Raw genomic sequence first — 12,911 nt, 5'->3', positions numbered from 1 at the left:
GCTGGTGCAGCATTAACTGGAGGAAACTTTTGGCAAGGCGCAGTTACGGGTTTAGTGGTTAGTGGACTCAATCATGCAATGCATCAGATGGATAGTCCAGATGACGATGTGCGAATTAACACTAAAAATAAAACGGCAGAAGTTACAAGAACAGGCGATGGTCACGACAGAATTTTTGTTGATGGTGTTGAAGTTATGGCTACTCCTAGAGGCGCATTAGGTCCAGAGTTAAGAGATAATGGATATTCAATATCAATGAAAGGTCCGCAAGGAGTTGGAATGGGATTAACTGATTTAGTACTAGACGCATTCAATTTAATAACTGGAGCAGGTGAATTAAAAATGGGTGTTACGATGCTGTCGAAATCTTCGTTAGGTTTAAAGGTTTTAGGAGGAGCTTCAAAAGGAACTTTAAAATCGTCAGTTTTTTATAAATCAGTTTATGGTAATGCTAAAATCAGCTTATTTGGAGGAGCTGTTACAAGACTTCCTTATGTTTCTCCTTTCGGAGTTGGTATGGTAAGAAATTGGTCTTCGTTTTATGGTAGAAACGCAGCGCTTTTTGGAGGAACAAGAGCAACAGCAGGTGCAGCAGGATTAACAAATAATTAGATATGGAATTTTTGGAGACTAAAGTTTGTGATTTTTTTAATGAATGGTTATTTAGTAAAAAAGAGTATAATCTAAATACAATTATAAATACGATAGATTTAGACAAAGAAGATGCAATAATGATTTTTGAAGAGTTTTTAAATAAGTTTGAGATAGAATCAGGGTATTCTAATTTTGATACAAATAAATATTTTTACAAACTAAATTTTTTAGATGCTTTATTAATTAATATTTTTAGAAAAAAAATTGAAAAAAAATATGTCAAAAAACCATCTATCACCATTGCTCATATGGTAATGGTAGCTAAAAGAAAAGAGTGGTTTGATCCATTATCATAATATTTAAAAAAAAGCCGAGCAAATGCTCGGCTTTCTTCCCTTTATAAAGTCGCTACATTTTTAGCGAAGAAATCTTTAAATTTTTTATTGGTAAGCATTTTATCAATAAGTTTAAAGATGGTTTGTTTGTCATCATCTTCTAGCTGTTGTATGAGTCTCATTTGCTCAACGGCTGTTTTATCTTCCATTACAACTTCGGTTGGAATTTTGCCGTCGTAATTAATAATTTGATCAGTAGTTAAATTCAAAAGTAATGTTACATTTTAGTCGTTTTCCTAACACGACTTTCTAACGTGTTAAATTTTTTCAATTTTTCTAACACGTTTACATAACGTGGTAAGTTTTTAGCATTTTTCTAACACGTTGTTTTTATGCGGTAAATTTTCAATGGTTTTTTACCATATTTAACTATTCATTAAAACGTTTATCAATTCGGTATTCATATAATAGTTAGATTTTCCGACTTTGGTTTTTTCTAAAAATCCTATTTCTGAAATTTTATCTAAATAAATTGAAGCCGTTTGGCGCGTAATATTCAATTCTTTTTCCAAAAACTCAATTTTAGTGTAAGGATTTCTAAACAAAATATTTATCAAATCTTGACTGTATATTTTAGGTAATTCAGTTCGCATTTTACCTTTATAATCTGCCATTAAATCCCGAATTTTAGTAATCAGAACAATAGTTTGCTCTGCAGTTACCTCAACGCCTTTTAACATATACAACACCATCGCTTCCCAGTCGTTAGTTTCTCTAACGCCCTGCAAAACTTTGTAGTAATTGGCTTTGTTTTGGGTAATGTAACGGCTTAAATACAAAATAGGAATATCTAACAATCCCGATAAAACCAAATAGAGAATGTTGATAATACGCCCCGTCCGTCCGTTACCATCATAAAATGGGTGGATACTTTCAAACTGATAATGTATAATTGCCATTTTTATAAGTGGGTCAATATCCGAAAAATCATTGTCGTTTATAAACTTTTCTAGGTTGCCCATTAAGTCCAAAACTTCATTGGCCCTTTGTGGTGGAGTATAGACCGTTTGCCCTAGCGAGTTTACTAATTTTGTTCCCGCTTGCGTTCTAAATCCAGCATTGTTTTGTAACAGCTCCTTTTGAATGGTTAAGATATGTTTGTTTAAAAGTAATTTCTCTTTTCGCACAATTTCAAAACCAAGTTTCAAACCTTGTGCGTAATTAAAAACTTCTTTACTGGCGTGTTTCTTGGTGTCAATCAATACATTTTCTTTGTATAAATCGTCGTGAGTAGTGATGATGTTTTCAATCTCACTACTGTCTTTTGCTTCCTGGAGTGTAAGCGTATTAATCAAAATACTTTCGTTTGGAATAGTCTTTGCCGTGCCTTTGAGTTCAGCTAAATACCGATGTGATTTTGCCAATTGCTTCAATATAGCAATCGATTCTGTAAAGTCTTTAGGCGGTAAGGATTGCAAAGTAAAATTTTCTGTCATTGTATGTGATTGATTCACAAAGTTAGAAAACTTATTTTGATATTGTAGTGATTTCAAAAAATACAATTTCTTGAAAAAAATTAAATTCATACCCCCCACAAGAACCACCAAAAAGAAAAGTTACGGAGGTAAAATATTTTTTTTGAGGTACTCCCCATCTTTTATTTAAGAACGGAAACCACCATAATAAAGTGATTTACACAGAAAACGAAACTAAGACATTTATTTAAGGACAAAAAACCAAACAGCTAAACTTTTATTATTCCAAGTTAAGACTATAGAAACAGATAAACGATGTTATAAAGATACTGTTTAACAGTTTTTAACTTATTGTATCAATCTAATTATATTACATTAAAATAGGTTCATTTTAGTTTCACAACACGAAACGGAGTTGTTATTAGGTCAAGTTTAAAAAACAAAAAACCCAAAACACTAATAATTAGTACTTTGGGTTTTAAAAGTGCGGATAATAGGACTCGAACCTACACGCCTTGCGGCACCAGATCCTAAGTCTGGCATGTCTACCAATTTCACCATATCCGCGAAATTCTGAGTGCAAATATAAGCATTACTTCTTAAGTTCAAAGGAATTTCTTAAAAAATTATTTACTCAGTTTTTTGTACTTTTGAGATTATAAAATAATTAAATAATGGAAAATATTAAAGCATACATTCAAGAACACAAAGACCGCTTTATCAACGAGTTAATCGAATTATTAAAAATGCCCTCCGTGAGCGCAAATCCTGCTTTCTCACTAGATATCATCAATACTGCTGCTGCCGTAAAAGCAAGTTTGGAAAAAGCAGGCTGCGATTTCGTTGAAATCTGTGATACCCCAGGCAACCCAATCGTGTATGGCGAAAAAATAATCGACCCAAATTTACCAACCATTTTAGTGTATGGCCATTATGACGTACAACCCGCAGATCCTATTGAATTATGGACTTCGCCGCCATTTGAACCCGTAATTAAGAAAACCGAAACTCATCCCGACGGCGCTATTTTTGCCCGTGGCGCTTGCGATGACAAAGGCCAAATGTACATGCACGTAAAAGCATTGGAATATATGGTTCAATCGAATACTTTGCCGTGTAATGTGAAGTTTATGATTGAAGGCGAAGAGGAAATTGGCTCCAAAAGCTTGAGTTGGTTCGTAGAACGCAATCAGGAAAAACTAAAAAATGACGTGATTTTAATTTCGGACACCGGAATGATTTCTAATCAACAACCGTCAATTACAACAGGATTACGTGGATTGAGTTACGTAGAAGTCGAAGTTACGGGACCAAACCGTGATTTACATTCCGGATTATATGGAGGAGCGGTTGCCAACCCAATCAATATTTTAGCCAAAATGATTGCTTCGCTTCATGATGAAGACAACCACATTACCATTCCTGGTTTTTATGATAATGTAGCAGAATTATCCTTGGAAGAAAGAGCCGAAATGGCCAAAGCGCCTTTCAACTTAGACAATTACAAAAAAGCATTAGACTTAAATGACATTTACGGCGAAAAAGGCTATAACACAAACGAAAGAAACTCCATTCGCCCTACACTGGACGTCAACGGAATCTGGGGTGGTTACACCGGAGAAGGTGCCAAAACCGTTATTGCAAGCAAAGCTTTCGCTAAAATCTCGATGCGTTTGGTTCCTAATCAGGATTGGGAACAAATCACGGAATTATTCACAAAACATTTCATAAGCATTGCTCCTGCCGGCGTTACCGTAAAAGTAAAACCACATCATGGCGGACAATGTTATGTAACGCCAACAGACAGTATTGGCTACAAAGCCGCGAATATGGCGTATACAGAAACCTTTGGCGTTCCCGCAATTCCCGTGCGCTCCGGAGGAAGTATTCCTATCGTGGCGTTATTCGAAAAAGAGCTGAAAAGCAAAACTATTTTGATGGGATTTGGTCTGGACAGTGATGCCATTCACTCGCCAAACGAACATTTCGGAATCTTCAATTACCTGAAAGGGATTGAAACCATTCCGTTGTTTTACAAATATTTTGTAGAACTTTCTAAATAATAGTTGGCGATACCGTCCGTTCGAGTTTTTTTGTAAAAAGAAACGGAACAAAAAAGTATCGAGAACCTACATCCGCTCTAAACAGGGCGGATTTTTTTTGGGCGTTCCCACGCTTCCACTATCGTTCCAGCGTGGTCAGGCTGTCCGTTCTCAATCTTTTTATTTTTTGAAACAAAAAAATAAAAAGGATTTCCACTCCCATCCTTAACGCAAACCGCTGACTACCAAAATATTTTTCATAAAAATTTGTTTATTTCAATTTATATTCTACATTTGTAGAGCTAACTCTATTTTCGTAGAAAAAAATTATTTTATGCGACAAACTGTTATTGTAATCGGCTTATTATTTTTCCTCTTTAGTTGCAAAACCAATCAGATGAAAAATAAACTTAGAGAAGGACTTTGGATTGAACAATACTCACAGGATAGTTCCCATTATAAATCAATTGGAAAATACAGAAAAGGTGATCCCGTAAAAAAATGGAGTTATTACTTAAATGGCAAAATTATTAAAAGAGAAAAATACAAAGACAACATCTGCAACACTACTTTTTATCATGAAAATGGAAAAATACAGTCCAAAGGAAAAACAAAAATGGAAACGAGTGATAAGTACGCGCATTGGTTTTATTTTGGTGACTGGAAGTTCTTTAATGAAAATGGAAGACTAATAACGATAAAGAAATACAAAAACGGAGAATCAGTTTCCGAAATAGAAATTAAATAACATGCAACAATTAACAAACTCAGAAGAACAACTCATGGAACACCTTTGGAAACTCGAGAAAGCCTTCATGAAAGACTTGCTGGAAGCCTATCCAAAACCAAAACCGGCAACCACAACCGTGGCTACTTTATTGAAAAGAATGATTGACAAGCAATTTGTAGCGTATACTGAATTTGGGAACTCCCGGGAATATTATCCATTGGTCAAAAAAACGGATTATTTCTCCAAACACGTCAACGGATTGATAAGTAGTTTTTTCAATAATTCGGCATCGCAATTTGCTTCTTTCTTTACCACCGAAACGAATTTGTCTCAAACGGAACTGGAAGAACTCAAGAAAATAATCGACAGTGAAATTCAAAAAAAGAAAAAATGAGCGACTTTCTAATCAAATCAACTATCACTTTATTCATATTATTGGCAGTGTATTATTTGTTTTTGGAAAAAGAAAAAATACACATTTTCAATCGGTTTTATCTGTTGTTCAGCCTTGTTTTCTCAATGGTGATTCCCTTTATTACTATTGAAGTTATTCAGGAAATAGCACAACCTGCAGTCAATCCAGGAAATATCCAAATACTGCAAGGAAACGCTGTAGTACTTAAAGAAACAAACTATCTAGCAATAGGATTATGGAGTTTATATGCTGTAGTAACACTCGTTTTGGCGATACGTTTTATCAGTAATATCATCAAGATTTCATCTAAAATGAAGTCGAATTCGCCAATTGATTATAAGAATGCCAAATTGATTTTGCTACCCGAAAAAACGCTGCCGTATACTTTTCTGAATAGGATTTTCATCAACGAAACGGAGTACAACAACCGTCAAATTGAAGCTGAATTGTACACGCATGAACTCACACATGTAACCCAAAAACACACTTTGGATATTTTATTCATCGAACTATTGAAAATCGTTTTTTGGTTCAACCCAATTTTTATTTTTTACAAAAAAGCAATACAACTCAATCACGAATTTCTTGCTGACGAGAAGGTAGTGACATCCTACAACAATGTTCCGTTTTACCAATCTTTATTACTATCGAAAGCAAACGAGAACCAAACTTTTTACTTGGCCAGTAATTTGAATTATTTAATAACTAAAAAACGATTACTTATGATGACAAAAACCACATCAAAAACGAAAGCTTTATTAAAAAAAGCAACGTTAATTCCGGTAGTAACTGCCTTATTATTTTTATTGTGTACGAAAGTCGTTGCGCAAGAAACCAATGTGAAAAAAGAAACTACTCCTGTAAAACCTGGAAATTTATTTAAAACGTATTACGACAAAACCACCTTTAAAATTAAAGATGAAAAAGGGAAGATTACCAGCGAAAAAAAATACAATGAACTAACTCCTATCGAAAAGAGAGCTATACCTTCTATCCTATCAAAACAAAAAAAATTACCTACAAACGAGGAACTTCTGGCGACTTTAAGCAAAGGAGCGCCTGAAGTAATTGAAATAGACACATTCAATTCTGAAAATCAGTTTGTCCAAAAAGGGGAAAATGAAGTCTACAATACTGCTGGAATAACCGAAAAACCAGATTTTCCCGGAGGAATATCAGAATTTTACAAATTTGTCGGCAATAATTTTAAAACTCCAACACAACCTAACTTAAAAGGAAAAATATACATCACCTTTATAGTAGAAAAAGACGGCAGTTTAAGCGACATAAAAAACATACGAGATATTGGTTTTGGAACCGGTGAAGAAGCCATACGTGTTTTGAAAATATGCCCGAAATGGATTCCCGGGAAAATGAACGGCGTCCCTGTGAGAGTAATGTATAGCCTCCCAATAACTTTACACTCAAAATCATAATAGTATAAAAAAACAAATCCGCTTCAAAAGGAGCGGATTTATCAAACTAAAAATCTAAAAACAAACTACTAACTAAACTCTTTATCAGGATTGTATCCTAAATATGGCATGGATTGTTCTTTGAAAACAACACCGTATTCCTCTAATTCTTTCAAAATAGGCACATACACTTCCTTACGAATCGGTAATTGAACTCCGGGAGTCGTAATTTTACCATTCAGTATTAATAAGGTTGCCATTGCAACAGGCAAGCCTACAGTTTTTGCCATCGCAGTGTAGGTTTGATCATCCCCAATACAAACCATTTTGGAATCTATTTGTTCTTTTTTGCCATTTAATTCGTATCCAAATTTGTGATACATGACAATCATATCTTTATCATCTTGCTGAAGCGTCCAACTATCAGTCAAGATCTTTTCCAGAATTTGTGCCGGCGTGGCATTCTTCAAGCCTACAATTTTATTGCGATTGAACAAGTCCAATTCCAACAATTTGTCCCACATGATATCATCCTGATCAATCTTAAGAATCAAACGAGTCTTAATTTCCACTGAATCCGTGGGATGATACGGCAAGAAAGAATTCACGTATTCTCTGTAACTCATGTTCTCCGAATCCTCCATGACGTAACTGTCATCCGTCATTCCTAATTGCACAAACATATTCCAAGCTTTAGAAAAACCAACTCTACGGATTGTTCCTCGGTATAAAGTCAGTACATTATCCAAGCCATACACACTGCGGTATTTCAAGGAATCCCGATTAGAATAGGCTTCAAATCGGCCAAACTCTTCCACTTCTAGAAATTCCGTTCTGCGAAACAAATTACAATACGGAATGTATTTATACGTTCCTTCCTGAATAAATTTGGCAGCGCCTCCTTGTCCTGCCAAAACCACATTGCGTGGCGCCCAGGTAAATTTATAATTCCAAAGATTCGTGTCGGATTCCGGCGCTACGAGTCCACCACAAAAAGATTCAAAAAGAAGCATTTCTCCGCCTTTTTCTTTAATTTCATCAATCACTTTCATCGCACTCATGTGGTCAATACCTGGATCAAGTCCAATTTCATTCATGAAAATGAGATTGTTTTCTTTGGCGGCAGCATCTAATTCCTGCATGGCATCGCTCACATAAGAGGCGGTAACCAGATGCTTTTTATATATTATACAATCTTTAGCCACTTCGATATGCAAATGAGCCGGCAACATCGAGATGACAATGTCAGCATTTTCAATTGCTTTTTTTCGTTGCTCATTATCGTAAATATCTAAAGCAATTGCAGTTGCGTTTTTATGATCATTGGTTTTACGCTGAGCTAAAGCCAAAGACAAATCACCAATAATTAGATGCAAGTTTTCTTTTTCTGATTTACTTAAAAGATAATGTATCAAAGAGGAAGCTGATCTTCCCGCCCCGATGATTAAAATTGTTCTCATTTTTATTTATTTACAACACAAACATACAAAAATGTTGTATTTATAACAAATAACTCAAAATAATTTACTGAGAAAGCTTTTATTCTTTTCGTTCTTTCTTTTACGTTTTAAAAATAAAAAAATTAGTCTGCTTAGTGTACCGTTAAATTAAGTTCATTTGAAAGTATCGTGCCAAATACTTTTAAAGTTAGGAGATATGAAATACTTTTGCATCAAACATCATTATCATGGACAAAAAGATACTTACAACGGGAACTATTCTGGGAATGATTGCAATAATTTTTGGTGCTTTTGGCGCACATGCCCTAAAAAAAGTACTGTCTATTGAGCAATTAAATACTTTTGAAACAGGCGTACGCTACCAAATGTACCATGCACTGTTTTTATTGTTTCTTGGACTCCTGAAAGACCTCTCTCAAAAAACAAAAAAAACGCTCTATAATTTAGTGCTTTTCGGTGTAATTCTATTTTCTGGCTCCATTTATCTATTGGCAACAAACACCCTTACTTCGTTTGATTTTAGCATCATTGGATTTATAACTCCTATTGGCGGACTCCTATTAATACTGGCCTGGGGCGTTTTATTGATAAATATTTTAAATAAAAAGTCACAAATTTAGACGAAACAAATTCTATCTGAAATTTAATATCTACTTTTGCAGTCTATAAAAACAAACTACACAACAAAATATTTATGGACAATAACACACTTTTCACGCAATCGATTTCGTTAAAAGAATTAGGAATTGAAAATGCAAAAATTCATTACCAGTTATCTCCTGATGAATTACACGACATCACCATCAAATCTGGTCAAGGAATCGAAGTTTCAAGTGGATCATTAGCGGTCAACACAGGAGAATACACAGGCAGATCTCCGCTGGATCGTTTTATCGTGAAAGACAGCGTCACTGAAAACGAAGTGTGGTGGGGAAAAGTAAACATCCCTTTCTCGCCAGAAGCTTTTGAAAAATTATACAACAAGGTTACCGCTTATTTATCCGGCAAAGAAATTTTTGTGAGAGATTCTTATGTGTGTTCAGACCAAAATTACAGATTAAATGTCAGAGTAGTGACAGAAACCGCTTGGGCCAACTTATTTTGCTACAACATGTTTCTGCGGCCCGATGTTCAAGAATTAGCAAATTTCACCCCAGAATGGACGTTACTCTGTGTGCCTAGTTTTATGGCTGATCCAGCAGTTGACGAAACACGCCAAAGCAATTTTGCGATTCTTGACTTTACACGAAAAGTAGTTTTAATAGGCGGAACTGGATATACAGGTGAAATAAAAAAGGGAATTTTCTCTGCCTTGAATCTCATTTTGCCAGTTTTCAAAAATACGTTACCAATGCACTGTAGTGCCAATGTTGGAAGAAACGGTGATACTGCTATTTTCTTTGGATTATCAGGAACTGGAAAAACAACTTTATCAGCTGATCCTAACCGAAAATTAATTGGCGACGATGAACATGGATGGACGAATGAAAATACCGTTTTCAATTTTGAAGGAGGGTGTTATGCAAAAGTCATCAACCTTTCTGAAGAAAATGAACCAGACATTTTTCGCGCTATAAAAAAAGGAGCAATTCTGGAAAATGTAATTATCAATAAAGATACGAATGACGTTGATTTTGAGGATATTTCCATTACACAAAACACGAGAGTAAGTTATCCTATTTTTCATATTGATAATATTCAGCAAGGTTCCATTGGACAAAATCCTAAAAATATATTCTTTTTGACCGCGGATGCGTATGGTATCCTGCCTCCTATTGCACTCCTAACTCCGGGACAAGCAGCGTATTATTTCATCTCAGGATACACAGCAAAAGTTGCCGGAACTGAAGCAGGAATCACAGAACCTCAACCCAATTTCTCTACGTGTTTTGGAGCGCCATTTATGCCATTACACCCAACAAGATATGCTGAAATGTTAACTAAAAAAATGAAAGATGCCAATGTAAAAGTCTGGCTTATCAATACAGGATGGACTGGTGGCCCTTACGGAATAGGAACCAGAATGAAATTAAAATACACCCGTGCCATGATTACCGCTGCATTAAACGGAGAATTGGACGATGTACCGTATGAGAACCACCACGTTTTTGGAATTGCAAAACCGCAAACCTGTCCAAATGTTCCCAGCGAAATTCTAAATCCCAGAAATACATGGGAAGATCCAGAACTTTACGATAAAAAGGCAATAGAATTAGCTCAAAAATTTAAAGCCAACTTCACCAAATTTGAAGAATTTGCCAATGCCGAAATTATGGCAGGAGCACCATTGACATAAGGTACTATTAATTCAAAAACCAATAGAGCCGTTCGTAAAGAGCGGCTCTATTTTATTTAGGACAAACCGTAACAAAAAGCCATAAATAAATACCTATCAAGTATTTATACCACAATCCGTTTTTTGTCGTTAAATTTATATTCATCAATCATCCGAGCCGGAATAGCAATCTGGTGAAGCAATCAAAAATCAATTATGTTAAAACAATTTTTCATTCTGTGTTCCGGCTCAGACAAAGACCTACTCGTAGGCTGTTCCGAAGGCGAACAAACCAAATATGTAGGTATTGGCGCCACTGTTTTCTTTACTGCGGTCATGGCTTTTCTTGCCAGTTCGTATGCATTGTTCACCGTCTTTGACAGTATGTATCCCGCAATCGCATTTGGTATCGTTTGGAGTTTACTCCTATTTAATTTGGATCGTTTTATTGTTTCCACTATTCGAAAAAGAGATAAATTTGGAAGTGAATTTCTGCAGGCAACTCCCCGAATTATTTTAGCGGTAATCATTGCGATCGTCATTTCGAAACCATTAGAAATTAAAATCTTCGAGAAAGAAATCAACACCGTTTTATTGAAAGAGAAAAATGCGATGGCTTTGAATAACAAAAAGGAAGTGGCCAATTATTTCAAATCGGATTTAGACAAGAACAAAACCGAAATAGCAGGTTTGAAATCGGAAATTACAAAGAAAGAAAAAGAAGTTAACTCGCTTTATGAAACGTACATCACCGAAGCCGAAGGAACCGCAGGAACCAAAAAATTAGGCAAAGGCCCTGTTTTTAAAGAAAAAATTGCCAAACATGATATGGCAAAACAAGAACTGGACAACCTACAAAAAACCAACTTGGCTAAAATTGCCGAAATGGAGAAAAATACCAAAACGCTGCAAACCGATTTAGACAAAAAAGTTACCGAAACCCAACCTATTATTGATGGATTTGACGGTCTAATGGCACGAATCAATGCCTTGGATAAATTACCGTGGCTGCCTTCGTTCTTTATCACACTCTTGTTTTTAGCCATTGAAACTTCTCCTATTATTGCTAAACTTTTATCTCCAAAAGGGGAATACGACTATAAATTAGAAGATTTAGAAACAGCGTTGAAAGCAACAATCGAGCAAGACAAATACCAACGTTCTTTATTGGTAAAAACTAGCGCCACTATGCACGACAAAGTGTACGGAGACATTGCTCAAGACAAACAGTTGTATGATTTACAACGAAAAAACGCTGCCGATTTGCTCGAATTACAATCAAATAATTTTGTAGAAAAGCAGAAAAGAACACTTTAAGTCTAAAGTCGAAAGTCCTAAAGTCAAAAGGAAGTAAATATCTTTTGACTTTATGAATTTCCGCATTAAGGCTAATTACATAAAACTTAAAATTTCTTTTTTGAAAGCATCGTATTCGCCTTGCAAAATCAATCCGTTATCTAGTAATTTTTTATAATTCTGCAATTTTTCAAAAAGTTCGTCTTGCGATAAATCGCTTAAAGATTTGTCTTTTGATATTACTGTAGACTCTTCAAAATCTTGATTTTCAGCAGTGAAATTAGTTGGTGGAACAGGCATTAGTTCAGCAAAATTAGTCACTTCTTCCGTTTCCATTTCTTCAATAATTTCATCTTCTGCCATTGGTGAAAACGGAATTGCATCTACAAGTGTTGCATTTAATACTGCTCCTGTTTTCAATATATCCAATTGTTCTTTGGCATACGTAAAAATTTTACGCGCTTGGATTTTAGGAATATAATCAATGGAAACCTCCATATTTGTTTTGGTTGTAAATGAAAACTCAGAACCCAGAATGTTTTCTTTCACAAATGTGCCTTCTATTTCATCCCAAGTGTAATCAATAAAATTCATTGAAAGTCCCAGATTTTTAGGCTGACAAATGATAATTCTTTTATTCGTCATCACAATACTATCCGGCAAAACAGTAATCGCTGGTTTTTTTTGAACAGCAATATATCCGATTTCTTCATTTTTCATCAATAAATCACTCAGTTTTGAAGCGATTTTTTCAATGGCTTTTGGGTCTTGTTCTTCGTTTAAAAACTTTTTAAATTGTTCTTTCATGTGATATGCTGAATTTATTCCTTACGCATTTATAATTTTATTCGACTTTTCTTGGCAAAAGTAACAC

General features: G+C 35.0%; 13 protein-coding genes and 1 tRNA gene. 9 read left to right on the top strand and 5 right to left on the bottom strand.

Going from position 1 to position 12,911, the window contains the following annotated elements; translation table 11 throughout:
- Window positions 1–612, top strand: a 612-nt coding sequence (locus EKL95_RS14880) for a hypothetical protein (RefSeq protein ID WP_158614843.1), incomplete at its 5' end; no start/stop codon positions are given.
- Window positions 613–614: 2 nt separating this feature from the next.
- Window positions 615–950 (top strand): DUF1493 family protein, encoded by a 336-nt coding sequence (locus EKL95_RS04740; RefSeq protein WP_126553834.1) that lies wholly within the window; start codon window positions 615–617, stop codon window positions 948–950.
- 41 nt (window positions 951–991) lie between these two features.
- On the opposite strand, the gene EKL95_RS04735 is transcribed toward EKL95_RS04740, so the two are convergent.
- The 3 genes from EKL95_RS04735 to EKL95_RS04725 form a co-directional block, all read right to left on the bottom strand.
- On the bottom strand, window positions 992–1,198 hold the full coding sequence (locus tag EKL95_RS04735; RefSeq protein ID WP_199736775.1) for a hypothetical protein: 207 nt from the start codon (window positions 1,196–1,198) through the stop codon (window positions 992–994).
- Window positions 1,199–1,354: 156 nt separating this feature from the next.
- Complete coding sequence (locus EKL95_RS04730; RefSeq protein WP_126553836.1) at window positions 1,355–2,425, bottom strand: Fic family protein; 1,071 nt, start codon at window positions 2,423–2,425, stop codon at window positions 1,355–1,357.
- Between the two features lie 464 nt (window positions 2,426–2,889).
- Window positions 2,890–2,971 (bottom strand) — tRNA-Leu (locus EKL95_RS04725).
- A 107-nt stretch (window positions 2,972–3,078) separates the two neighbouring features.
- Here EKL95_RS04725 and EKL95_RS04720 point away from each other — a divergent pair.
- From EKL95_RS04720 to EKL95_RS04705, 4 genes are all read left to right on the top strand, one after another.
- Window positions 3,079–4,467, top strand: coding sequence for a dipeptidase (locus EKL95_RS04720; protein WP_126563647.1), 1,389 nt, complete (start codon window positions 3,079–3,081; stop codon window positions 4,465–4,467).
- 376 nt (window positions 4,468–4,843) lie between these two features.
- Window positions 4,844–5,194, top strand: a complete 351-nt coding sequence (locus EKL95_RS04715; protein ID WP_233589375.1) for a hypothetical protein — start codon at window positions 4,844–4,846, stop codon at window positions 5,192–5,194.
- Between the two features lies 1 nt (window position 5,195).
- Entirely contained in the window at window positions 5,196–5,570 is a 375-nt protein-coding gene (locus EKL95_RS04710; RefSeq protein WP_126457489.1) for a BlaI/MecI/CopY family transcriptional regulator, read from the top strand.
- A complete protein-coding gene (locus EKL95_RS04705; protein ID WP_126563645.1) occupies window positions 5,567–7,027 on the top strand; it encodes an energy transducer TonB in 1,461 nt (486 codons plus the stop codon). The genes EKL95_RS04710 and EKL95_RS04705 overlap by 4 nt, the downstream gene beginning before the upstream one ends.
- Before the next feature lie 68 nt (window positions 7,028–7,095).
- On the opposite strand, the gene EKL95_RS04700 is transcribed toward EKL95_RS04705, so the two are convergent.
- Window positions 7,096–8,466, bottom strand: coding sequence for a saccharopine dehydrogenase family protein (locus EKL95_RS04700; protein ID WP_126562133.1), 1,371 nt, complete (start codon window positions 8,464–8,466; stop codon window positions 7,096–7,098).
- A 227-nt stretch (window positions 8,467–8,693) separates the two neighbouring features.
- Here EKL95_RS04700 and EKL95_RS04695 point away from each other — a divergent pair, with 227 nt between their 5' ends.
- From EKL95_RS04695 to EKL95_RS04685, 3 genes are all read left to right on the top strand, one after another.
- Window positions 8,694–9,086 (top strand): DUF423 domain-containing protein, encoded by a 393-nt coding sequence (locus EKL95_RS04695; protein WP_126457494.1) that lies wholly within the window; start codon window positions 8,694–8,696, stop codon window positions 9,084–9,086.
- A 74-nt stretch (window positions 9,087–9,160) separates the two neighbouring features.
- Window positions 9,161–10,762: a phosphoenolpyruvate carboxykinase (ATP) gene (gene pckA, locus EKL95_RS04690; protein WP_126563644.1), complete on the top strand. Its 1,602-nt coding sequence runs from the start codon at window positions 9,161–9,163 to the stop codon at window positions 10,760–10,762.
- A gap of 195 nt (window positions 10,763–10,957) precedes the next feature.
- Complete coding sequence (locus tag EKL95_RS04685) at window positions 10,958–12,058, top strand: DUF4407 domain-containing protein (RefSeq protein WP_126563643.1); 1,101 nt, start codon at window positions 10,958–10,960, stop codon at window positions 12,056–12,058.
- Window positions 12,059–12,133: 75 nt separating this feature from the next.
- On the opposite strand, the gene EKL95_RS04680 is transcribed toward EKL95_RS04685, so the two are convergent.
- Window positions 12,134–12,844, bottom strand: coding sequence for a PH domain-containing protein (locus tag EKL95_RS04680; RefSeq protein ID WP_126563642.1), 711 nt, complete (start codon window positions 12,842–12,844; stop codon window positions 12,134–12,136).
- Window positions 12,845–12,911: the final 67 nt, after the last annotated feature.

This window comes from Flavobacterium sp. LB2P53 (assembly GCF_003970305.1).
Classification (GTDB): Bacteria; Bacteroidota; Bacteroidia; order Flavobacteriales; family Flavobacteriaceae; genus Flavobacterium.
The sequence above is the reverse complement of the archived record's forward strand: the minus strand, read 5'-3'. Positions and strand labels throughout refer to the sequence as shown.